The following is a 24,355-nucleotide window of genomic DNA, read 5'->3' as shown; positions in this document are numbered from 1 at the left end:
GCCATGTGGAAGGAATTTTTCAAGTTTGACCTCGGCTATCAGCTGAAACAGCCGCTGCTGTGGGTGTTTGCCGTCATCATGGCCCTGATGGCCTTTGGCGCCACCACCAGCGACTCGGTGCAGATCGGCGGCGCCATCGGCAACGTCAACCGCAACGCCCCCACCGTGGTGGCGCAGATGCTGGGCATCTTCAGCCTGCTGGCGATGCTGCTCGTCACCGTCTTCATCGCCGGCGCCGTGCTGCGCGACAGCGAAGTCGGCATGGCCGACATGCTGTTCGCCACGCCCATGCGCAAGTGGGACTACCTGTTCGGCCGTTTCGCCGCCGGCTTTGCCGCCTGCCTGGTGATCTTCATCGCCATTGCCCTGGCCACCATGCTCGGCCCCGTCATGCCCTGGGTCGATGCGCAGCGCGTGGGCGCCTTCTCGCTGCACACTTACGCCTGGAGCTTTGCCGTCATCGTCATCCCGAACCTGCTCTTCATCGGCGCCCTGCTGATGTTGCTGGCGGCCACCACGCGCTCGATGATGCTCGTGTACGTGGGCGTGCTGGGCTTTTTCGTGCTGTGGGCCATGGCCGGCGTATTTACGCGCGACATCAACAATGAATGGTATGCCGTCCTGCTCGACCCGTTCGGTTTGCGCGCCTTCGGCCGCATGACGCGCTACTTCACTGCCGCCGAGTCGAATGCCACCCTGCCGCCCCTGTCCGGCTACCTGCTGGCCAACCGCGCCCTGTGGCTGGGCATCACCGCCGTGCTGTTTGCCGCCACCGTGTTCCTCTTCAAGCCGCAGCGCACGGGCACTGGCAAGCGCCTGTTCGGCAAGCACAAGACACAGGCGGCCGCGCCGGCCGTCGCTGCGCCGCTGCACCTGCCGCGCAGCATCCCCACGTTTACCCCGGCGACAGCCTGGCGCCAGTGGTGGCAAATCCTGCGCTTCGACGCGGCGGGCGTCTTCAAGAGCCTGCCTTTTCTCGTCATGCTGCTGTTCGGCATCATCAACCTGATCGCCGGCTCCAGCGTGGCCAAGAACATGTATGGCACGGCCGTGTATCCGATGACGCATCTGATGTTGCAAAGTATCAGCAACAGCTTCAGCTTCCTGTTGATCATCATCGTCACTTTCTATGCGGGCGAACTGATCTTCAAGGAGCGCCAGGTGAAGATCGCCGACGTCAGCGATGCCATGCCAGTGCCCGGCTGGGTGCCCCTGCTGGCCAAATGCACGGCCTTGGTCGGCGTCATCGCCGGCTACCTGCTGGCGGGTGTTGTCACCGCCATCGGTTTCCAGCTTTACAAGGGTGGCGCGCCCGTGGAACTGGGGCTGTACCTGAAAGGCACCTTGCTGGGTGCCCTCTTCTTCGTGCTGATGGGCTTGTGCGCCCTCACCCTGCAAGTGTTGTCGAATAACAAGTTCATCGGCTATTTGCTGGTAATCCTGCTGATGGTGGCGCAAGCCGTGCTGGGCATGCTGCACCTGGAGCACAATCTGTACGCTTTTGGCGGCATGCCGGCCATCAAGTATTCGGACATGAATGGCTATGGCCACTTCCTGACGGGCTGGGCCTGGTTTGCGCTGTACTGGAGCTTGTTCACAGTGGCGCTGGTGATGCTGGCGCAGGCATTCTGGGTGCGCGGCCTGTCCGCCGACTGGCGTGCGCGCATGCGTCTGGCGGGGCAGCGCCTGAACGGCCGTGCCGGCGCCGCGCTGGCCGCAGTCCTGCTGTGCTGGGCGGGTACGGGTGGCTGGATCTTCTACAACACGAACGTGCTGAACCAGTACGAACCGTCGAACATCGGCATGGACAAGCAGGCCCGCTACGAGAAATTGTACAAACAATACAAGGACTTGCCGCAGCCGAAGATCACGGATGTCCAGGCCGGCGTGGATATTTATCCTGAGCAACGTAAAGTGTTGATCAAGGGCCACTACGTGCTGCAGAACAAGGCAGCACAAACGCTCGACACCCTGCGCATCCAGCTCAACCCGGACCTGGAAACGCACTGGTTGAACTTGCCTGAACATAAGGTGATGCTGGACGACAAGGAACTTGGCTTCAGCATCCTCAAGCTGGCCCAGCCCCTGGCACCGGGCGCCACCCTGCCGCTGGACTTCACGGTGGCGGTCACGCACCAGGGTTTCACCAACGACGGCGCGCCGGACCAGGTCAACCTGAACGGCACCTTCTTCAATAACCAGAGCTTCTTCCCCCACTTCGGCTATGCGCAGCACATGGAATTGACGGACCGCAACGAGCGGCGCAAGCGCGGCCTGGGCGAACCGCAGCGCATGGCCAAGCTGGAAGACAAGTCGGCCTACGGCAACACCGTCTTTGGCAATGAAGCGGACTGGATCAATTTCGACACCACCGTCTCCACCAGCGGCGAGCAGATAGCGCTGGCGCCTGGCTACCTGCAGGCAAGCTGGGAAAAGGATGGCCGCCGCTATTACCGCTACAAGATGGACCAGCCGATGATGCCGTTCTTTGCCTACCTGTCGGCGCGCTGGGAAGTCAAAAAAGGCGAGTGGCACGGCTTGCCGATCGAAATTTACTTCGATAAAAAGCATGGCTACAACACGGATCGCATGATTACCTCCGTGCAAAAGTCGCTCGACTATTACAGCACCGAGTTCACGCCCTACCAGGCCAAGCAGGTACGCATCCTGGAATTCCCCGGCTACCAGAGCTTCGCGCAGTCTTTTGCCAATACCATTCCATATTCGGAGGGCATCGGTTTCATCGCCGACCTGCGCGACAAGGATGATATCGACTACGTGTTTTACGTCACGGCCCATGAAATGGCGCACCAATGGTGGGGCCACCAGGTCATCGGCGCCAACGTGCAGGGTGCCACCATGCTGATGGAATCGCTGTCGCAGTACTCGGCGCTGATGGTGATGGAAAAGGAATACGGCCGCGAAAAAATGCGCCGCTTCCTGCGCTATGAACTGGACCGCTACCTGAGCGGGCGCGGCGGCGAAGCCATCGAGGAACAGCCGCTGGCGCGCGTGGAAGGACAGCAATACATCCACTACAACAAAGGCAGCCTGGTGTTCTACCGCCTGCGCGACGAAATTGGCGAGAAAGCCCTGAACCGCGCCCTGAAACGCTATCTGCAGGACAAGGGCTACCAGCAGGCTCCCTTCACCACCACCCTGGAACTGCTGGCCTACATCCGCGCCGAAGCGCCGCAGGACAAGCAGGCACTGATCACGGACCTGTTCGAGAAAATCGTCTTCTATGACAACCGTGTAACGCAAGCGTCGGCCGTGCAGCGCAAGGATGGCCAGTGGGATGTCACCATGAAGCTGCATCTGGCCAAGCTGGAGTCCGACGGCAAGGGCAAGGAAAGTCCGCGCGCCTATGACGAGCCGGTGGAAATCGCCATCTTCGCGCGACCTGCGGGCGGCAAGGAAAAGGATGAAAAAGTCCTGTTCACGGACAAGCGCGTGTTGTCAGGCAGCGACCCGGTCATCACCATCACGGTGAAGGACAAACCGTTCGAAGTGGGCGTCGATCCGTACAACAAGATGATCGATCGCGTCTCACGCGATAACCGCAAGGAAGTCAGTGTGAACTAAGGCTTCAATGCAACCTTGATCCAACGCGGTCGCGCATTCGATGAGTGCGCGACCGTTTTTTTATGTGCAATCCAGCCGGGGGATACCGGCCGTGCACGCTGCCGTACAAGCGCATGGCAGCAGCTGGCGTAAGATAGACGGCACGGCCATCGCTTGGTTTTGATCCACCTTCATAGGAAAATTTCATATGCTGCATCGTCACCTGCCCATCCGCACCAGCCTGCTGCTGGCGGCCCTCGTCTTTACAACGCCCGCTTGGAGCGCCGATCCTGTCCACAAGGAAAACGTCGAATTGACGGCGGGAAAAAACGCGCACAGCGTGAAAGGCAAGATCAAGGGCTACGCCACGGCCGAGTACACCTTGACTGGCAAGGCTGGCCAGACTCTCAGCGTCAAGCTCAAGACCAATCAATCATCGAATTACTTCAACATCCGCCAGGCAGGCCAGGATGAAGCCCTGTTCATTGGCTCGACCAGCGGCAACAGTTTCCAGGCGCAACTGCCGGCCGATGGCGAGTACACGGTGCAGGTGTATTTGATGCGCAACGCGGCGCGCAGGAATGCGGTGGCCAGCTACAGCCTGGAGATGGGCTTGCGCGATTAAGCCAGGGAGCGGCCAACGCGGTCGATGCGGCCAGCATAACAACCCCGCTTGGCATTGTGGACGTGGATATAACTGACGTCTGCATTGCCGAATAATTGGACAATGACGGCTTCCACACCGGTGCCGTTCACTACCTCGGCATCGAGCATCATGCCGTCGGCGGAATAGGCGCGCAGCGACAACAAACGCCGCCGCATTGATTCCGGCACTTGATTGATGGCATCGTACGCTTGCCTGCTGCCCTCGCGCACAAAAATGGCGTGGGAAGCCCGGTAGGGCGTCATGGCGGGCTGGCACACATGATTCAATAGCAGCACGGTCTCGCCAAGCTCGGCGTCCACCAGCGCTATGCGGTCAGGAAATCCGGGGTGTTGGTCGACCACGTAGCGCCGCATGCCGAGCACCGTTAACTCGGCATCGGACAGGGGAAAAAGGGGCAGAAAAGGCTCGGGCGACAGCCCCGTAATGCGAAAATCCATGCTGTTCTCCGACGTCGTCAAAACCACCATCAGACCCGTATCCGGACAACGCCGCTATCCGCTTCTTGCTATGGAATGTGAGCATGCGTCCCGGATTACTTTACAGCGCGGCTGAACGTAAAAAAAGAGCCTGCATCAATGAAGATGCAGGCTCTTTTATCGGCAGTATCTGACAGGAATACGTCAGCGCGGCTACTTAGAACGGAATATCGTCATCCATATCCGAGAAGTTCGGTGCTGGCTTCGGTGCCGGGCGTGGTGCCGGGGCCGGGGCTGGACGCGGGGCTGGCGCCTGGCGCGGGGCCGGGGCGTCGTAGCCGCCACCACCGCCGCCGTAGCTGTCATCGCCACCACCGGCGTCGCCGCCCATGCCGGAGCGACCGCCCAGCATTTGCATCTGTTCCGCGATGATGTCGGTTGCGTACTTCTCGACGCCGTCCTTGTCCGTATATTTACGGGTTTGCAGGCGGCCTTCGACGTAGACGGACGAGCCTTTTTTCAGGTATTGGCCGACGATTTCCGCCAGGCGGCCGAAGAACGAGATACGGTGCCACTCTGTCAATTCTTTTTGTTCGCCCGTATTGCGGTCCTTCGATTTGTACGAAGTGGCCACGGCGATGTTGGCGATCGCGTCGCCGCTAGGCATGTAGCGGATTTCCGGGTCACGGCCCAGATTGCCGACGATGATGACTTTGTTGACTGATGCCATGAATAACTCCTGATGAACTGCAGCGGGAGCCGGTGTCCCGCGCGGTAGTTTAGTGTACTAAACGAGGATTATAAGCGACCACGCGGCGCAAAGCACCCGCTTTCTGGCGGACGCCATCTCTCGTGCGGCAGCACGTTTTTTTCACGGCAAGGGAAAACAAGAAACTTGAATACTGGTATTATATACAGTGTTTAAACGTCTGCACGCACCTGTATCAAACTTTGTCGGGGCACGTTCGCCTGGCGGCGCAATCCGCCCATGGACGCCTCAGGCATGCAGAGCAAAACCCGGCTATAGTAACAGGTTGACCCGTTGTGGCTCCTCATCTGCACCCAGGCACAATGCGCCGGCCGCACCACTCACTGAAAGCAAGGCAATCACATGGAACAGATCCGCATTCGCGGTGCTCGCACGCATAACCTCAAGAATATCAATCTCGATTTGCCGCGCAATAAGCTGATCGTGATTACCGGCTTATCCGGCTCCGGCAAGTCTTCGCTGGCCTTCGACACCTTGTACGCGGAAGGCCAGCGCCGCTATGTCGAGTCGCTGTCGGCCTATGCACGCCAGTTCCTGCAACTGATGGAAAAACCGGACGTCGACCTGATCGAAGGCCTATCGCCCGCCATCTCCATCGAACAGAAGGCAACTTCGCACAACCCACGCTCGACGGTGGGCACCGTGACGGAAATCCACGATTACTTGCGCTTGCTGTACGCGCGTGTCGGCACGCCCTACTGTCCCGATCACCCGGAAAACGCGCTGGCCGCCCAATCCGTGTCGCAAATGGTCGATGCCGTGCTGGCCATGCCGGAAGACACCAAGCTGATGATACTTGCGCCCGTCGTCGCCAACCGCAAGGGCGAGCACGTGGACCTGTTCGAGCAGATGCAGGCGCAGGGCTTCGTGCGCTTCCGCGTGCAGAGCGGCACGCATGCGGCCAAGATCTATGAAGTCGATGACCTCCCGAAATTAAAGAAGACGGAAAAACACACGATCGACGTCGTCATCGATCGCGTCAAGGTGAACCAGGAAATCAAGCAGCGCCTGGCGGAAAGTTTCGAGACGGCCCTGCGCCTGGCCGATGGCCGCGCCATCGCCTACGAGATGGATACCGCCCAGGAACACGTATACTCCAACAAATTCGCCTGCAATGTGTGTGGCTATTCCCTGCAGGAACTGGAGCCGCGTCTGTTTTCGTTCAACAACCCCATGGGCGCCTGCCCGGAATGCGACGGCCTGGGACACATCGAATTCTTTGACCCGAAACGCATCGTCGCGTTCCCGAATCTGTCGCTGGCCTCGGGCGCCGTCAAGGGCTGGGACCGCCGCAACCAGTTTTACTTCCAGATGCTGTCGAACCTGGCCGCGTTTTACGAGTTCGACCTGGACATGCCGTTCGAGCAACTGGCATTGAATGCCCAGCAAGCCGTGCTGTACGGTTCCGGCAAGCAAGTGATTCCGTTTACCTATGTCAACGAACGGGGCCGCACTGTCATCAAGGAACACACGTTTGAAGGCGTGGTCAACAATCTGCAGCGCCGCTACCGCGAGACGGACTCGATGGCCGTCAAGGAAGAACTGGCCAAGTTCATCAATGAAAAATGCTGCCCCTCATGCGATGGTGCGCGCCTGCGCGTGGAAGCGCGCTTCGTCAAGGTCGGCACAGGCAAGCAGCAGCGCGCCATCTATGAAGTGGCGGGCAAACCGCTGCGCGAAACGCTGGAATTTTTCGAAAAGCTGAAACTGACGGGCGCCAAGAAAGAGATCGCCGACCGCGTGGTCAAGGAAATCATTTCGCGCCTGAAATTCCTCAACAATGTGGGCCTCGATTACCTGTCGCTGGACCGCAGCGCCGACACGCTCTCCGGCGGCGAAGCACAACGCATCCGCCTCGCCTCGCAAATCGGCTCCGGTTTGACGGGCGTCATGTATGTGCTCGATGAACCGTCGATCGGCTTGCACCAGCGCGATAATGACCGCCTGATCGAAACGCTGAAACACTTGCGCGACATCGGCAACAGCGTGCTGGTGGTCGAGCACGATGAAGACGCCATCCGCACGGCCGACTACATCGTCGACATGGGCATCGGCGCGGGTGTGCACGGCGGCGAAATCATCGCCGAAGGCACGCTGCAAGACATTCTCAAAAACAAGAAATCGCTGACGGCGCAATACTTGAACGGCAAGCTGAAAATCGCCGTGCCAGCCAAGCGTCACGCCAGCAATCCGGAGAAGCAGTTGCTCATTACTGGCGCGACGGGCAACAACCTGAAAAAGGTATCGCTGAGCTTGCCGGTGGGCTTGATGACCTGCGTCACGGGCGTGTCCGGCTCGGGCAAATCGTCGCTCGTCAACGATACCCTGTATCCGGCCCTGTCGCGCCATTTATACGGTTCGCAGACGGAACCGGCGCCGCACGAATCGATCAGCGGCCTGGAGCACTTCGACAAGGTCATCTCCGTCGACCAGGCGCCTATCGGCCGCACGCCGCGCTCCAATCCCGCCACCTACACGGGCTTGTTTACGCCGATCCGCGACTTGTTCTCCACCGTGCCGACGGCCAAGGAACGGGGCTACAGCGCGGGCCGCTTCTCGTTCAACGTCAAGGGCGGACGCTGCGAAGCGTGCCAGGGCGATGGCGTGATCAAGGTCGAAATGCATTTCCTGCCCGACGTCTACGTGCCGTGCGACGTGTGCCATGGCAAGCGCTACAACCGCGAAACCCTGGAAGTGCAATACAAGGGCAAGAACATCACGGAAGTGCTGGGCATGACGGTGGAAGAAGCACATGAATTCTTCAAGCCCGTGCCCTTGATCGCGCGCAAGCTGCAAACCCTGCTCGACGTGGGCCTGGGCTACATCAAGCTGGGCCAGAGCGCCACCACCTTGTCCGGTGGCGAGGCGCAGCGCGTGAAATTGTCGCTGGAACTGTCCAAGCGCGACACGGGCCGCACCCTGTACATCCTCGATGAACCGACGACAGGCTTGCACTTCCACGATATCGACTTGCTGCTGAAAGTCATCCATCGCCTGCGCGACCAGGGCAATACCCTCGTCATCATCGAGCACAACCTCGACGTCATCAAGACGGCCGACTGGATCGTCGACCTGGGCCCAGAAGGCGGCGCCGGCGGCGGGCAGATCATCGCCACGGGCACGCCGGAAGACGTGGCCCTGAACCCGGCCAGCGTGACGGGCAAGTACCTGGGGCCGCTGCTGAAGCAGTAACGACGGCAGCGCAATAAAAAACGGCGCGGATTGCTCATGCAATCCGCGCCGTTTCTCTTTTTGATAGCACCCCAGTCATTGCCGGCGTGTCATTTATCGCACGCCAGTCTTTGCCGGCGTGTTTCTCCCCCACTACTAAACTTTATGCACTCAGCCGCTTTTCCAGCGCAGCCTTGTTATCTGCCAATTCTTGCGGCAGATGATACGCGAGTTTTTCAAACAACTCCGTATGCAATTTCAATTCTTCCAGCCACGCCGCCTTGTCGATCGAAGTGATGGTATCGAACTGTTCTTGCGTGAACGGCAAGCCATCCCAGTTCAGGTCGCCATACTGCGGCGTCGTGCCGAACAGGTTTTCCACACCGCCGGCCTTGCCTTCGATGCGTTCCAGCATCCATTTCAGCACGCGCATGTTGTCGCCAAAGCCAGGCCAGACGAACTTGCCTGCCTCGTCCGTACGGAACCAGTTGACGCAGTAGATCTTCGGCAGGGCAGCAGCGTTAACTTTACCTACTTTGACGCCCATGTCCAGCCAGTGCTGGAAATAATCGCTCATGTTATAGCCGATAAACGGCAACATGGCAAATGGATCGCGGCGCACGACACCCATCTGGCCCACGGCAGCGGCCGTCGTTTCGGAACCCATGGTGGCGGCCATATAGACGCCTTCGACCCAGTTACGCGCTTCCGTGACCAGCGGCACGGTGGTGGAGCGGCGGCCACCGAAGATGAAGGCCGAGATCGGCACGCCGGCCGGATCGTCCCAGGCCGCATCAATCACCGGATTTTGCGTAGCAGCAACAGTGAAGCGCGCGTTCGGGTGCGCCGCCTTGGTGCCGGACGCTGGCGTCCAGTCCTTGCCCTGCCAGTCGATCAGGTGGCTTGGTGCTTCTTTCGTCAAGCCTTCCCACCAGACATCGCCATCGTCCGTCAGCGCCACGTTGGTGAAGATCGTGTTATCGCGCATGGAGGCCATGCAGTTGTAGTTGGTTTTCTCGTTCGTGCCAGGCGCCACGCCGAAGTAGCCCGCTTCCGGGTTGATGGCGTACAAACGGCCATCGGCGCCTGGCTTGATCCAGGCAATATCGTCGCCGATGGTGGTCACTTTCCAGCCGTTAAAGCTTGCTGGCGGGATCAGCATGGCAAAGTTGGTCTTGCCGCAGGCCGATGGGAACGCCGCCGCAACGTAATGCTTCTTGCCTTCGGGCGATTCCACACCGAGGATCAGCATGTGTTCGGCCAGCCAGCCCGGGTTGCTGTCGGACGCTTGCGCTTCCTGGTAACCCATGTTCGAGGCGATGCGCAGGGCGAAACATTTCTTGCCCAGCAAGGCGTTGCCGCCGTAGCCCGAACCGAAAGACCAGATTTCGCGCGTTTCCGGGAAGTGCACGATGTACTTGGTGCTGTTGCACGGCCATTTCACGTCTTGCTGGCCGGCTGCCAGCGGTGCTCCCACGCTGTGTACGCACGGCACGAACTGGCCATCGGTACCCAGCACGTCGTAGACGGCACGGCCCATGCGGGTCATGATCTTCATGTTGACGGCGACATAGGGCGAGTCGGACAGTTCCACGCCGATGTGCGCGATCGGCGAACCCAGCGGGCCCATCGAGAATGGCACGACGTACATGGTACGGCCACGCATGCAGCCATCGAACAGGCCGTTCAGGGTGTGGCGCATCTCGCCAGGCTCGGTCCAGTTATTCGTCGGGCCAGCCGCTTCTTTCGTTGCCGAGCAGATATACGTGCGGTCTTCGACGCGGGCCACGTCGCTCGGGTCGGAGCAGGCCAGGTAGGAATTCGGGCGCTTTTCCGCATTGAGTTTTTTCATGGTGCCGCTGGCAACCATTTCGGCGCACAAGCGCTCGTACTCTTCTTGCGAGCCATCGCACCAGTAGATGCGCTCCGGCTTGGTCAGCGCGGCAATGTCGGCCACCCAGTTGATCAGTTTCTGTTGTTTAATATAAGCTGGGACGTTGAGTGCGGCGACGCCACCCATGACGGGCTGATTCATATTACCTCCAATACCAATAAAAGAAATTCTGGTCATTCCGGCAAGACAGGCAGCATCGTTGAGAGGTGGCTGCGGCTCACTGCGGGCGGGATGCTCACGCTGGCAGGGCTCTGGTGTCGTTTACCTGGATCATGCACCCAGGTAGCAAGAACAGTTTGCGCTTTAACTATACTCAGGAAGCTTCAAAAGTGCCGGCGATTGTACACCCGCCAATCAGCTATTCTCGCAAAAATGTAGGAGAATAGCTTGACTAATGTAGTAGGCTATTCAGCATTTCCCGTATCCTGTTATTTCCCTACCAAATCCTTACTAAAATCGGCCATCCACCATGAAAATTGCCATACTCGATGATTACCAGGATGCCGTGCGCGGCCTCGATTGTTTCCAATTGCTCGATGGCCACGAGGTCAAAGTATTCAGCAATACGGCGCGGGGCCTGGGCCAGTTGTCGATCCGCCTGGCGCCGTTCGACGCGCTGGTGCTGATCCGCGAACGCAGCAGTTTCAACCGGGCCCTGCTGTCGAAACTGCCGAACCTGAAACTGATTTCGCAAACAGGCAAGGTCAGCGGACACATCGATGTGACGGCCGCCACGGAGCTGGGCATCGCCATCGCGGAAGGCATAGGCTCGCCCACGGCGCCGGCCGAACTGACGTGGGCGCTGATCATGGCGGCGCAACGCAAGATCGTGCCTTACGCGCAACATTTACAGGAGGGGCTGTGGCAGACGTCGTCACTGGAACCGGCGCGCAATACGCTGGGGACGGTACTCAAAGGGCGCACCCTGGCGATCTGGGGCTACGGCAAAATCGGCCAATTGATCGCCGGCTATGGCCGCGCCTTCGGCATGACCATCCTCGTGTGGGGCAGCGAAGCGAGCCGCGCGGCGGCCGTGGCCGCGGGCGACACGGCGGCGGTTTCGCGCGAAGCGTTCTTTGAACAAGCGGACGTGCTGACCTTGCACCTGCGCCTGTCCGACAAGACGCGCGGCCTGGTTACCAACGAAGACCTGGCGCGCATGAAACCGACTTCCCTGTTCGTCAACACCAGCCGCGCCGAACTGGTGGCTGAAGGGGCGCTGGAAACGGCGCTGCCGCTGGGACGCCCGGGCGCCGCCGCGCTGGACGTATTTACGGACGAGCCGCTGCCGCCAGGCGCGCCATTGCTGCTGCTGCCGAACGTGCTGGCCACGCCACACCTGGGCTACGTCGAGCGTGACAGCTATGAGCTGTATTTCCGCTACGCCTTGCAAAACATCGTCGATTTTGCGCAGGGTCAATGCACGCGCCTGCTCAATCCCGAGGTGCTGCAGCACGCGCGCCAAACGCCTCAGGAGCGCTGAAAGCCCTTGATGAGGTCGGCCTCGCCCGTGAGGCGGATGGCAGGCGCTGGCAGCACGTGGCGGCCACGCCACAGGCCAGCCCAGCCGGGTGGCCAGGCGATGTCCGGCCCGGCATATGGCGCCACGCCAGCGCGCACGGCGACCACCGGCACGGGCGGCATGTCGGGCAAAGGCTCGCCTGGGCTGCGCTGCATGTCCAGGCTGTACATGTAATTGGGCAACAAGGCGTCGCAGACACGGCCAAACCAGTCGCTATGGTCGTCGTCGCGGCCCAGCGCCTGCGCCAGTCCTTGCGGGTCGAAACGGGCCAGCGCATCGATCAGCTCGCCAGTAGAGGCGCCGGGCGTATCGCCCCAGCCCATCACGGGGTTAACGTTGTAATCGGCGCCCGAGCCATACCAGCCTTCGCGCCAGGGCCGCTGCATCCAGTCACGCGGCCCCGTGAACAAATGCCAGCGCCAGTGCAGGCCGGACGGTTTCGGCCAGGAATACAGGTACAGTTTTTGATAGCCGGCCTGATGCAGTTCGCGCACCATGGCCATCAGGCGCGCATGCGGCATGCGGTCGGGCGGCGCGCGGCGGAACAGGATCGCTTCGCCATCGGCAAACTGCACATCGTCGGTCGACAGGTTCAGGTCCAGGGTCCGCGATTCGCTGCCGAAACGGGCGGCAATCCAGCCCGTCAGCAAATTGACGGACGTGATCACACCGTAACCTCGGTGGCGGTGAAAAATGACGGTACCGGGAGCGAGCGCTTTCATACGGAGTCGGGGCGGTAGGCAAACAAAGAAACCAGTGTACTCACAGGTGGTCAAATTTTCCAGTGGCGATCTGCAACGGCCTGCGGCGGGCCCGCCTTTCACGCAAGGCACACAATCCACGCTATCATGCGCGTCATTCTCCACTGACATCGTGACCACATCATGACTTTGCGCATACTCGCCACTGGCGGCACTTTCGACAAACACTACAACGAATTGAACGGTACCCTGGGCTTTTCCGACAGTCATTTGCCGGCAGCGATTGCCCGCGCGCGCATGACGGCACCCGTGGCCCTGGAGCAACTGCCCCTGCTGGACTCGCTCGACATGCAGGATGCGGACCGCCAGCGCGTGCTGGCCTCGTGCCGCGCGGCACAGGAGAAAGCCATCGTCATCATCCACGGCACCGACACCATGCGCGAAACGGCGCAAGTGCTGGGTGCGGCGAACCTGCAGCAGACGGTCATCTTGACGGGCGCCATGATTCCTTATGAAATCGACAATTCCGATGCCCTGTTCAACCTGGGCTTTGCCTGCGGCGTGGCGCAAACCTTGCCATCTGGCGTGTACGTGGCCATGAATGGCCAGATCTTCGCCTGGGACAACGTGCAAAAGAACCGCGCCGCCGGCGTGTTCCAGCCCTTGTAAGCCGATGGCAGGAATGGTGGCAAACAGCAGCCCGCCAACCGGTCTGACTGACCATCTTTCACAATTCAAGCAGCCCGTTTCAACGGGCTTTTTTTACGTTTTCTTACCTTGCACTAATTCTGCAAAGCAACAGCTTTCAACGAATTATTGCAGGTAAAACATCGAATTGCCAATAGAATAATTTTATGTTGTAAAAAAACGCCATTGATCATTTTTAAAAACACCGATCCGGTCAAATATAAAATCGTCATTTAACAATTTAATTGAAGTTTCTTCAGTATCCGTAAATTATTGCCAAATCCGACACGGTTAGGGTGCATTTTTTCTTTCTTAGAAGACATAATGTTTGCCTCGACAAGTCATAAGTGCATTTATAACAATATTGCGCTAAGTAGTCTTCCACCTCCCACAGACGTGGTTCCGCCTACCGTACACGCGCACCGCTGGTCATCTATCCGATGGCCTGAGCGGTGCTCGTGTACCGCTTGTCGTTATTAAAACTACTACGGAGTAATTGTTACAATGGCATTTAAAGAAAAAATTGGCGTACGCAGCGTACGCCTGGCCCTGACCGTCCTGGCAGGCAGCGTCTTGTTCTCTGGCCAATCCATGGCAGACGAAGCAATTCAAAAAGTTGAAATTACCGGTTCGAGTATCAAGCGTATCGCCGTCGAAGGCGCACTGCCAGTGCAGCGCCTGACGCAAGAAGCGATCGCCCGTACCGGCGCAAACACCGTTGCTGATCTGGTACAAAGCCTGCCAGCCATGCAAGGTTTCACCATCGGCGCCGTTGCCGCCGGTTCCAACTCGGGTGGCCGCACCAGCGCATCGATCCATGACATCGGCGAAAGCTACACCCTGGTTCTGCTGAACGGCCGCCGCATCGCGCCACAAGGCTCGGGTACCTCCGTCAACCTGAACGCCATTCCGATGAGCGCGGTTGAGCGCGTCGAAATCCTGACCGACGGCGCTTCGGCCCTGTACGGCTCGGACGCCATTGCCGGCGTGATCAACTTCATTCTGAAGAAAAACGTCCAAGGCGGCACCCTGGAAGCCACCTACGGCGGCCCGGAAGACAAAGGCGGCAACGCCTGGAATACCAACGTCACCTACGGCTTCGGCGATCTGGATGAAGATCGCTTCAACGTGCTGGTATCGTACCGCCACGATGAGCAATCGAAACTGAAGGCAACGGACCGCTCGTTCGCCCGTTCGTCGTACATTCCTGTCAGCAACGGCGGCAAGAACTACATCTACGACCGCACCAGCCCGTCGACAGCGCCAGGTAACGCCACCGTCGCCTTCAAGGACAGCGCCACCAACCCACAACTGCAGTTCAGCCCGTACCTGGCTGCCAACGGCAATTGCGGCCCGACCAACTACGTCACGGCTACCAACGCAGCTGCATGCGGCTTCGATGGCGGTTCGACCGTTGAAATCGTTCCAGAATCGAAACGCGACAGCCTGTTCTCGCGCGGTACCTACAAACTGACGGACAACCTGAATGCGTTTGCCGAAGTCGCCCTGTCGCGCTACGACCTGACCGCACGCATCGCCGCCAACCCGGTGCCGATCACGATCGCCAAGGGCAGCGCGCTGTACAACCAGTACGTCCAGCCATACCTGACGCCTGCGCAGCAAGCGGACGTGAAAACCGTCACCGCCAACTACCGCATGGTTGACTGGGGCACCCGCGCCAGCAACACCATCACCGACACCAAACATTTCGTCGTCGGCGTGGAAGGCGAAGTGGGCGAGTGGAACGTGGAATCGGCCCTGACCTGGTCGCAAAACGCGATCGATGAGCGCTATGTGGGCGGCTATGCCAAGAACGCCGAGTTCAAGGCCATGCAAAAAGATCCATTGTTCAACCCGTTCGTACCAGCTGGCAGCGCTTCGCCAGCCCTGCAGAACCTGATCAACAATTCGCAATTCAACGGTTCGATCCGTACGGCATCGACCACCATGCGCGGCATCGACGCGCACGGTTCGCGGGAACTGTTCACCCTGCCAGGCGGCAAGGCCAATATCGGTATCGGCGGCGACTACCGCGAATACAAATATGAGCAAACGCCATCGAACGGCGCGACCAGCGACACGATCTACAACTTCAACACCTCGGCACGCTACGACCTGAGCCGCGAAACCTATGGTGTGTTTGCCGAATTGCTGGCACCTGTCACCAAAACGATCGAAGTGAGCCTGGCCGGCCGTTACGACACCATCACCAAGATCGACAACGGTGTTGTGAACAAGTCCATCGGTAAAGACCAAAGCGCCAGCACCTACAAAGTGACGGCACGCTGGCAGCCAGTCCAGCAATTGCTGGTACGTGGTTCGTACGGCACGGGCTTCAAGGCGCCGAGCATGCTGGACATTGGCCAGCCACTGGTCAACAACGGCTTCACCGCCAAACCATGGGATTGCCCATTCCCAGGCAGCGATCTGTGCCGCGGCAAAGCCCAGCAATACAATCAGTTGGCAGGCGGTAACGAAAACCTGAAACCGGAAAAATCGAAGCAGTACACCGTTGGTTTCCGTATCGAACCTAGCTCGGCATTCTCGTTCGGCGCCGATCTGTGGGATGTGAAGATCACCGACGCGGTGTCGGCAGTAAGCGAAACCCAGGCCTTCGGCAATCCAGCGCTGTACAAGGATCTGTTCGGCGCCTATACCGAGCCATCGACCGGCAATACCTACTTTGCGTTCAAGTCGCTGTCGATGAACATCGGCCAGACGCATAACCGTGGTATCGACTGGGACATGACCGGTCGCCACCGCTTTGACTTCGGTAACTTCACGGCCAACCTGAGCGGTACCCATATGCTCAAGGCTGACTACACCGTGCCAGGCACCAAGAATCAGTGGACCACCAACATGAACTACTTCGGTATCACCGATGCAGTCACGTTCCGCAACCTGATCAAGCTGAACATGAGCCTGGAATCGGGCAAGCTGACCAGCAGCATGGTTGTCAGCTATCGTAACGGCTACACCGATGCAGCTGCTTCGGTACTGAACGTCGATACCAAGAAACTGGAAACTATCCGCCTGGAAGTTCCGTCGTACACCACCGTCGATCTGCAAGGCCGCTATGCCTTCAGCTCGGCGTTGACGCTGCGCGCTGGTATCAAGAACCTGTTTGACCGTGAACCGCCGCTGTCGCTGCGCGCTTCGTCGGGCCACCAGGTTGGTTTCGATCCACGCTACGCCGATCCAATGATGCGTTCGGTCTACTTCACCGGTAGCTACAAGTTCTAATGTGACGTTTTAAATTAGGCTTAGTAAAAGCGCCTTGCACCTCACCGTGCAAGGCGCTTTTTTTATACGTCAGCAAAGGACGCTGGCGAAAAAAAAGGAGCCGAAGCTCCTTTTTCGTACCGGCACGACAACGCTTACGCGGTCGCCTCGCCGCCCAATGCTTCGACCACATCGGCCATCAGCTTGCTCAGCTCGCCCGTCATCAGCATCACGTCGCCGTCGAAACGCTCTTCGTCGTTCTTCGTGCTCGATTCCGTTTCCTTGATCACGTCCAGCGGCTTGACGCTCTTGATGGCCAAGGACTCCGTCAGCACGAACGAGATCTTGTCGTTCCACGTCATGGCCAGGCGCGTGCACTGCTTGCCGGCCGCGATGTGGCGGCGCACGTCGTCCGCTTCCAGCGTGTGGCGCACGTAGCGCACGGTGGCCTTGCTCTCGCCCGTGGCGCGCAATTCCGTATCCATGTCGACCGTGAAGCCGGCAGGCGCATCGTCGGCCTGCAGCCACTCCGTCATCACCGCCACCGGCGAGCGCTGTACGCGCAAGCTTTCCAGCGGCAGTTTGTCGACGGCTTTCAGCAGCAGCTTGATGACTTCATCGGCTTTTGCCGGGCTGGCGGCATCGACCACCAGCCAGCCATTGACGGGGTCGATCCACGTCCAGACATTGCTGCGGATGCTGAAGGCGCGCGGCAGCAATTCGTCGGCCACGCGTTCCTTCAATTCTTTCATGGCTTTCTTGCCAGGCGCAAAGCCTTGTGCTTCTTCCATCTCGGCAGCGCGGGCCTTGGCCACCTGGTTGATGACGGTCGCTGGCAGCAGTTTCTTTTCCGTGCCCAGCAAGATCAACATTTGTTTGTTGACAACATGGACCAGACCACCATTCGGGCGTGGCGTATCCCAGCCCTGGCGCATCAGATCCATGCTGGTCGCCGGCGTAAATTTGTTCGAGGACAAGGCCTCTTCCAGTTGTTCTGGCGTATAAGCCCATGGTGCGGGCAGGCGGTAAATCTGAAGATTCTTGAACCACATAGTTTTTGTCTTCCGTTTGTTTCAGTAGTGCCAGGGGAACGCCATTCTACACTTTCGACACGGGAATGCCGTCAAAAGCGCGGACTGGCACGATGCTTGTAATCCATGGGGAATGCCGCTACAGGGCGGGAAACAGCTCCGCCTGGGCTGGCGCCTGCCGCGTCACGACGGCCGGATCGGACAAGGTCGAGATGCGCACGCCCAGCAGGCGGATTTTCTTTTCAAATGGCACGCGCCGCAAGCAATCGCGGCTGGCGCGCAGGATGGCGGCGGCGTCCGCCGTGGCGCTGGGCAAGGTGATGTCGCGCGTGACGGTGCTGAAATCCTCGAAGCGCAGCTTGATGCCCACCGTGCGCCCCGCCAGCGACTGCTTGTCGAGGTCGCCCGCCACGCGCGTACACAGGCTTTCCAGCTTTTCCGACAGGGTGGCGCGGTCGCGCACCACTTGCAAGTCGCGCTCGAACGTCGTTTCGCGGCTGACGGACTTGGTTTCCCGGCTCGTCTGCACGGGGCGCTCGTCGATGCCCAGCGCCGCCTGGCGCAGCCAGCCCGTGTACAGGTCGCCGAACTGCGTACGCAGCATGGTGAGATCGGCTCGTGCCAGTTCGCCGATGGTAATAATTCCCAAGGCTTCCAGCTTGGCCGTGGCCTTCGGGCCGATGCCGTTGATCTTTTTTGCCGGCAAGGGCCATACGCGTGTTTCGACATCCTCGGGATGCAGGATGGTGAGGCCGTCGGGCTTTTCCAGGTCGGAACAGATTTTTGCCAGCAATTTGTTGGGCGCCAGGCCGACCGAGCACGACAGGCCCGTCGCTTCGAACACGGCCGTCTTCAGGCGCGCTGCCATGGCGGGCGCCTGCTCGCCATGTTCGGTGAGATCGATATAAATTTCATCGATGCCCACGTTCTGGATGATGGGACACAGATGGGCCACGGCTTGCTTGAAGCGGGCCGAATACTCGCGGTAGGCCTCGAAATCGGCTGGCAGCAGAATACTATCGGGCGCCAGCCTGGCGGCCTTCATGATGCCCATGGCGGAAAACACGCCGAACGCGCGCGCCGCATAGGTGGAGGTGGTGACGACGCCGCGCCCCACGTAGTCGCGCATGCGCGCAAACTGCCGCGTGCCATCCTCCTGCAGCACGGGTTGCTGCAGCCGGCCGCCGCCGATGACGACGGCTTCGCCGCGCAGTTCCGGATACTTCAACAGTTCGACGGAGGCAAAGAAGGCATCCATGTCCAGGTGGGCAATCCAGCGGCGGGCTTCAGGCAAGGTAGGAGCAGATGTGGTCAAGGACACCTCGCGGCAGGATGCAGATGAATACTGTAATTATATACAGTATCGCTGGAAATCCCCACGGATGCAAGTTGAAACGCATGAGCACGGCGGTTGCTTTTCTCAATGGCAAGATTACAATCCTGACATAACTATTCAAAGGAGCCGCCTTGTCTATAGCACATCAAGCTTTGCGCCATCTGGCCGTCTGCTCATCCATCGTGCTGTCCACGCTGGCGCCATCCGCGCTCGCCGCCGATGCCGCCGCCATTGCACCTGTCGCCGCCAAGACAGCCTGGCAGGAAACGCGCCACGGCACGGTCGTCACGGACGACTACCGCTGGCTGCAAAAGAAGACCGATCCTGCCGTCATCGACTACCTGAATGCGGAAAACGCCTACACGGCCGCCGTCACGGCCCCGATCCAGCCGCTCGCCGACAAAGTGTATGCGGAAGTCAAAGGCCGCATGCAGGAAGTGGACCTGTCCGTGCCTGCGCGCCAGGGTAACTTTTACTATTACACGCGTACGGAAGCGGGCAAGCAATACCCGCTTCACTGCCGCCGCCCTGTCGGCGCGAATGGCGCCTACGATGCCCAGGCGGCCGAAGAAGTCCTGCTGGACCAGAATCAATTGGCCGAAGGCCACAAATTCTTTGCCGTGCGCGCATTTTCAATCAGCCCGAATGAGCAATTGCTGGCCTACACCACCGACACGACTGGTTTCCGCCAGTACGAGCTGCATGTCAAGGATTTGAAGACGGGCAAGTTGCTGCCTGATACCATGCCACGCGTGACATCGCTGGCCTGGGCGGCGGATAACGCCACCCTGATGCTGGCCCAGGAAGACACCACCACCAAGCGCTCGGACCGCCTGTTCCGCCTGGCTCTGGGCGGCACACCACAGCAGGTCTACCACGAGCCAGTGGAGCAGTTCGCCATCAATGTGGGCCGCACGCACGACAAACGCTACTTTTTGCTGACCTCGGGCAGCACGGATACCAGCGAAGTGCTGCTGTTGCCAACCAACAAGCCGGAAGGCAGTTTCCAGAGCGTGCTCAAGCGTGAAAAGGGCCACCGCTACGGCGTCGAACACCGCGACGGACAGCTATACATTCTCACCAACAAGGATGCAAAGAATTTCCGCGTCGTCAGCGCACCGCTGTCTGCGCCGCAGCCGAAGAACTGGAAACCCGTCGTGCCGCACAGCAAGGACGCCGTAATCCAATCCATCGACGTGTTCCAGGGCTACCTGGTGGTGATGGAAAAGGCCCGCGCCCTGAACCGCGCGCGCATCTATGATTTTGCGCAAAAGAACTGGAAAACCGTGCAGTTCGACGATCCCGTCTACCTGGCCACGGCGGCCGGTACGCCCGAATTTAACGCCACGCAATTTCGCATGTCTTACCAGTCGCCCGTCACGCCACCCACGGTGATTGACGTCAGCATGAAAGATGGCAAGCGCACGGTGCTGAAACAACAGGAAATTGTCGGAGGCTTTGACGGTAGCCGCTACACCACGCAGCGCCTGTGGGTAACAGCGCGCGATGGCGTGCAAGTGCCGCTGTGGATTGTCTACAAGAAAGGCGTCAAGCTCGACGGTTCAGCGCCGCTGCTGCTGTACTCGTATGGCTCGTATGGCATCTCGACGGAAGCCAGCTTTGGCCTCGCCCGTCTCAGCCTGCTGGACCGGGGCGTCATCTATGCCCAGGCGCATATCCGCGGCGGTACCGACATGGGCGAAGCCTGGCATGAAGACGGCATGCTGATGAAGAAGAAAAATACCTTCAATGACTTCATCGACAGCGCCGACTACCTGGTGCGCGAAAAATGGACGAGTCCGAACCGCCTCATCATCCAGGGCGGCAGCGCGGGCGGCCTCCTGATGGGCGCCGTCGTCAACATGCGTCCCGATCTGTTCCACGCCGTGCACGCGGCCGTACCGTTCGTCGATGTAATGAACACCATGATGGACGCCAGCCTGCCCCTGACGACTGGGGAGTACCTGGAATGGGGCGACCCGAACCAGAAGGCGGCCTATGACTACATGCTCAGCTACTCGCCGTACGACAACATTACGCGCAAAAATTATCCAGCCATGCTGGTGACGACGGGCCTGAATGACAGCCAGGTGATGTACTGGGAACCGGCCAAGTATGTGGCCAAGCTGCGCGCGTATAAGACGGACAGCAATCCCCTGCTGCTGAAAACAAATATGGGCGCCGGCCATGGCGGTGCTTCGGGCCGCTACAACGCCATCCAGGAAAGTGCATTCAATATGGCGTGGATGCTGTCGCAGTGGGGTATTACCCAATAATGTGAAAAAAGCGCTTGCAGAAGGATTTTAGCCATCCTATAATAGCGCCTCTTCCAGACGTGGTGACAAACGTCAGGATGGTTTTCTGAGACAAGCAACGGGTGCTTAGCTCAGTTGGTAGAGCGGCGCCCTTACAAGGCGTAGGTCGGGAGTTCGAGCCTCTCAGCACCCACCAAATCAGAAAACTGTCCAGTGCTTCATGGATCAGCAATACAGATCATACGAGCTTGGAGTGGTAGTTCAGTTGGTTAGAATACCGGCCTGTCACGTCGGGGGTCGCGGGTTCGAGTCCCGTCCGCTCCGCCAATAAAAGAAAAGCCCTTTGGTTCTCTGAACCGAAGGGCTTTTCCCATTTCAGAAGCAAAAAACACGTCAGTACTCCCTTCCTTGAATATTTTTGCACTTTTCAGCAAAAAAACTGCTTTTAGCCCTCAAGAATAGTTGCACAAGCGGGAAAGCACCCCCTATAATAGTGCCTCTTCCAGACGTGGTGACAAACGTCGGGATAGTTTTCTGGGTATGCGGGTGCTTAGCTCAGTTGGTAGAGCGGCGCCCTTACAAGGCGTAGGTCGGGAGTTCGAGCCTCTCAGCACCCACCACCAATACAGAAAATTATCCAGTGCTTCATGGATCAGCAACACAGATCATACGAGCTTGGAGTGGTAGTTCAGTTGGTTAGAATACCGGCCTGTCACGTCGGGGGTCGCGGGTTCGAGTCCCGTCCGCTCCGCCAATAAAAGAAAAGCCCTTTGGTTCTCTGAACCGAAGGGCTTTTCCCATTGTGGGATCAGAATCTCAACACCGCCAACGTCAACCTCAAAGCTAACTTATCCGGGGGTCTGACCCCGGCTGTTAGAATCAGCGCTACCCTGACTTCGCCCCCGCCCGCATGCGCTTGCCCCGTAGTACTCCTGCCTATATCGCCCTGCGCCTGCGCCTGGCCCATCATGCTTTGCTGCAATTTGCCGCCAGCCTGAGGAGTTCCATGGAGATCTTCTTTTTCCTGGCCGGACCGGTCTTGCTGGGTCTGCTCAGCGTCATCGCCCTGCCTGGCTTTCTCGCCGTGAGCTTGCCCTGGCCCACCGCCCTGGCTGTCGTGAGCGCGCAAGTCCTGCTGACCTCCCTGCCCGCCTGGCTGCTGCGCAAACGGCTGTTGCCTGCTCCCATCGCCGCCTGGCTGCGCCAGCTGCCCTTGCCGACGCGCTTGCGCTGGCAAGCCGACGTGGCCGTGGCCGGTTTGCTGATGCTGCCGCTGGGCCTCGCCTATGCCGTCTCGACCACCATCTGGCTGCTGCAGTCGCCACCCTGGCTGCGCCCGATTGTCGCGCCCGGCATTGCCGCCACCATCTCCGCCTGGCTGCTGGCCTGGCTGCTGACGACGCTCATCGTGGCGCAGCGCCTGCGCGCGCCACGCCCCGCACAAAGGGCGCGCCCACCCACCATGACCGCCTATGTGCCGCACCGGCCCCGCTGGCGCACCGTGTTCCTGTGGCACCAGTTGTTCTGGCTACCGTTCTGGCGCAACGACAATGTAATTGGCATCCAGCAAAGCGTGCTGCTGGCCACGGCTGGCGCCAGCATGCTGGCCTGGTTGCTGCGCCCGCCCCTCGTGCCCGCGCCACTGTTGGGTTTGCTGGCCAGCGCCAGCCTGATCATTGTGACGGACCGCGGCGACAAGACCGTGCGCGAGCAGATCGGCTTGCTGCAACCCTCGCTGAACGCCTGGCCCCTGGCCAGCACCGCCCTGACGCGCCTGGCCTGCGCCGCCAGCCTGCTACCGCCGTTTGCCGTGCTGCTGGCAGGCGCTGTCTTGCTGTACAACCTTCACCCCGCCGCCTTGCAGCAGCGCGTCACCAGCATGTATGCCCTCACCGCCAGCGCGGCCCTGCTGGCCATCGTCGGCCTGCCCCGCCTGACGGCGCGCGGACGCGTCGTCGTCGTCGTGCTATCCATCCTTGCCTTGAGCGCCATTGGGAGCGAATTATGGAATTGAATGCCACTTCTCCCACCCTGCACATCGAACACCTCGATTTTCATTTCCCCACGCACAGCGTCTTCCAGGGCTGCAATCTGCAATTCGGCCCCGGCGTCACTTGGCTGCGCGGCGCAAACGGGGCAGGCAAGACGACCTTGCTGAAACTGGCGGGTGGCGCCCTGCTGCCCGCGCGCGGCGCCATCCGCCTGGACGACATCGACAGTGCTTTCATGCCGCTGGCCTACCGCGCCCAGGCCTTCTATTGTGGCGGCGACGCCCCTTCCCTGCCCTGGCTGCAGGTGCACGAAATGCTCGACCTGCACCTGGCCTTGTACCCGGGCAGCGACCAGTCCCTGCTGAACGACGAGCTGAGCGCATTTGCCATGACGCCGACCTTGCAGCAAAGCATTACCGCCATCTCGCTGGGCCAGCACAAAAAGCTGCAACTGGCCTTGGCGCTGGCCTTGCCCGTGCGCCTGCTGCTGATCGATGAACCGTTCAATGGCCTCGACGCGGCGGCCATGGCGCATCTGCGCACGCGCCTGTCCGAACCGTCCCGCCTGGCGCGCCAGTGCATCGTGCTGACCAGTCACCTGGTGCCGGATGTGCCGCTGGCGGCGACAGTGGAAATATAGACAGGAAATACAGCTTTGCAGATCGACCAAGAAACGCTTACGATGCCGTGGTGCAAAACCGGCGATCCCGGTGCCACCACTACCATAAAACGGCGCGCTTATTCCCTGCGCCTGGCTTATTCTTGGAGAAATTATGTTGAACACCCACCGCAGCGCCCTGGCCATCCTGTGCGCCGTCCTTGCCGGCAGCGCCATTGCAGCCGGCCCCACGGGCACGGCCGCCGACTATGGCACCTCGGCCCACCACGGCGCCGCCCAGCGCAGCATCGAACTGCAGGCCGATACGCGCCACATCAACGTCACGCGCGGCGAAACCGTCACCATCGTGCGCGCTGGCCAGCGTTTTACCTGGCACGTGCAAACTTTCAGCAACAAAACCGTCTTCGCCCTGGCCGAGATCGCGCCAAAGGACATGGCCGTCGATGGTATTGCCGTGTATGTGGCAGCCAATCCGCAGTACGCGGGCAGCTAGTTTTCTGCGCGCATAAA

16 protein-coding genes and 4 tRNA genes are annotated in these 24,355 nt (G+C 59.8%); 14 read left to right on the top strand and 6 right to left on the bottom strand.

The genetic code is table 11. The annotated features are described in order from the left end of the window. The first annotated feature begins 3 nt into the window (after positions 1–3). Positions 4–3,585: a M1 family aminopeptidase gene (locus tag C8C89_RS05465; protein ID WP_133989079.1), complete on the top strand. Its 3,582-nt coding sequence runs from the start codon at positions 4–6 to the stop codon at positions 3,583–3,585. Positions 3,586–3,772: 187 nt separating this feature from the next. After that, on the top strand, positions 3,773–4,189 hold the full coding sequence (locus C8C89_RS05460) for a hypothetical protein (RefSeq protein ID WP_101483180.1): 417 nt from the start codon (positions 3,773–3,775) through the stop codon (positions 4,187–4,189). Here C8C89_RS05460 and C8C89_RS05455 read toward each other — a convergent pair. Beyond that, positions 4,186–4,668 (bottom strand): DUF1203 domain-containing protein, encoded by a 483-nt coding sequence (locus C8C89_RS05455; RefSeq protein ID WP_101484779.1) that lies wholly within the window; start codon positions 4,666–4,668, stop codon positions 4,186–4,188. The two genes, C8C89_RS05460 and C8C89_RS05455, sit on opposite strands and share 4 nt — an antisense overlap. Before the next feature lie 196 nt (positions 4,669–4,864). After that, positions 4,865–5,377 carry a single-stranded DNA-binding protein gene (ssb, locus tag C8C89_RS05450; RefSeq protein ID WP_058050329.1) on the bottom strand — a complete coding sequence of 171 codons (513 nt, stop codon included), beginning with the start codon at positions 5,375–5,377 and terminating at the stop codon, positions 4,865–4,867. Positions 5,378–5,758: 381 nt separating this feature from the next. Between ssb and uvrA the strand changes: the two genes are divergently transcribed. Beyond that, on the top strand, positions 5,759–8,608 hold the full coding sequence (uvrA, locus tag C8C89_RS05445) for an excinuclease ABC subunit UvrA (RefSeq protein WP_101483182.1): 2,850 nt from the start codon (positions 5,759–5,761) through the stop codon (positions 8,606–8,608). A gap of 142 nt (positions 8,609–8,750) precedes the next feature. Here the strand turns inward: uvrA and C8C89_RS05440 are convergent, their stop codons facing one another. Then, complete coding sequence (locus tag C8C89_RS05440; protein ID WP_133989078.1) at positions 8,751–10,622, bottom strand: phosphoenolpyruvate carboxykinase (GTP); 1,872 nt, start codon at positions 10,620–10,622, stop codon at positions 8,751–8,753. A gap of 328 nt (positions 10,623–10,950) precedes the next feature. Here C8C89_RS05440 and C8C89_RS05435 point away from each other — a divergent pair, with 328 nt between their 5' ends. After that, positions 10,951–11,964, top strand: a complete 1,014-nt coding sequence (locus C8C89_RS05435; RefSeq protein ID WP_133989077.1) for a D-2-hydroxyacid dehydrogenase family protein — start codon at positions 10,951–10,953, stop codon at positions 11,962–11,964. Here C8C89_RS05435 and C8C89_RS05430 read toward each other — a convergent pair. Next, positions 11,952–12,725, bottom strand: coding sequence for an L-asparaginase (locus C8C89_RS05430; RefSeq protein WP_101483185.1), 774 nt, complete (start codon positions 12,723–12,725; stop codon positions 11,952–11,954). The two genes, C8C89_RS05435 and C8C89_RS05430, sit on opposite strands and share 13 nt — an antisense overlap. Before the next feature lie 162 nt (positions 12,726–12,887). Between C8C89_RS05430 and C8C89_RS05425 the strand changes: the two genes are divergently transcribed. Beyond that, a complete protein-coding gene (locus C8C89_RS05425) occupies positions 12,888–13,373 on the top strand; it encodes an asparaginase domain-containing protein (protein WP_101483186.1) in 486 nt (161 codons plus the stop codon). Between the two features lie 522 nt (positions 13,374–13,895). Next, positions 13,896–16,634, top strand: coding sequence for a TonB-dependent receptor (locus C8C89_RS05420; protein ID WP_101483187.1), 2,739 nt, complete (start codon positions 13,896–13,898; stop codon positions 16,632–16,634). 134 nt (positions 16,635–16,768) lie between these two features. Here C8C89_RS05420 and C8C89_RS05415 read toward each other — a convergent pair whose 3' ends face one another. Continuing rightward, on the bottom strand, positions 16,769–17,665 hold the full coding sequence (locus tag C8C89_RS05415; protein WP_034754435.1) for a recombination-associated protein RdgC: 897 nt from the start codon (positions 17,663–17,665) through the stop codon (positions 16,769–16,771). 118 nt (positions 17,666–17,783) lie between these two features. Next, entirely contained in the window at positions 17,784–18,938 is a 1,155-nt protein-coding gene (dinB, locus tag C8C89_RS05410) for a DNA polymerase IV (protein ID WP_101483188.1), read from the bottom strand. A gap of 173 nt (positions 18,939–19,111) precedes the next feature. On the opposite strand from dinB, the gene C8C89_RS05405 reads away from it, so the two are divergent. From C8C89_RS05405 to C8C89_RS05370, 8 genes are all read left to right on the top strand, one after another. Continuing rightward, on the top strand, positions 19,112–21,256 hold the full coding sequence (locus C8C89_RS05405; protein ID WP_133989076.1) for a S9 family peptidase: 2,145 nt from the start codon (positions 19,112–19,114) through the stop codon (positions 21,254–21,256). 99 nt (positions 21,257–21,355) lie between these two features. Further along, positions 21,356–21,431, top strand: a tRNA-Val gene (locus C8C89_RS05400). A gap of 54 nt (positions 21,432–21,485) precedes the next feature. Further along, positions 21,486–21,562, top strand: a tRNA-Asp gene (locus C8C89_RS05395). 217 nt (positions 21,563–21,779) lie between these two features. After that, positions 21,780–21,855, top strand: a tRNA-Val gene (locus tag C8C89_RS05390). Between the two features lie 57 nt (positions 21,856–21,912). Beyond that, positions 21,913–21,989, top strand: a tRNA-Asp gene (locus tag C8C89_RS05385). A gap of 162 nt (positions 21,990–22,151) precedes the next feature. Then, positions 22,152–23,249, top strand: coding sequence for a hypothetical protein (locus tag C8C89_RS05380; protein ID WP_243857905.1), 1,098 nt, complete (start codon positions 22,152–22,154; stop codon positions 23,247–23,249). Then, positions 23,240–23,866 carry an ATP-binding cassette domain-containing protein gene (locus tag C8C89_RS05375; protein WP_133989075.1) on the top strand — a complete coding sequence of 209 codons (627 nt, stop codon included), beginning with the start codon at positions 23,240–23,242 and terminating at the stop codon, positions 23,864–23,866. Before C8C89_RS05380 ends, C8C89_RS05375 begins: the two co-directional genes overlap by 10 nt. A gap of 133 nt (positions 23,867–23,999) precedes the next feature. Beyond that, a complete protein-coding gene (locus tag C8C89_RS05370; RefSeq protein WP_133989074.1) occupies positions 24,000–24,338 on the top strand; it encodes a CzcE family metal-binding protein in 339 nt (112 codons plus the stop codon). Positions 24,339–24,355 lie beyond the last annotated feature (17 nt).

The sequence above is a fragment of the Janthinobacterium sp. 75 genome, from assembly GCF_004365495.1.
Lineage (GTDB): Bacteria > Pseudomonadota > Gammaproteobacteria > Burkholderiales > Burkholderiaceae_D > Janthinobacterium.
Note: the sequence above shows the minus strand (reverse complement) of the source record. Positions and strands in the feature narration are given on the sequence as shown.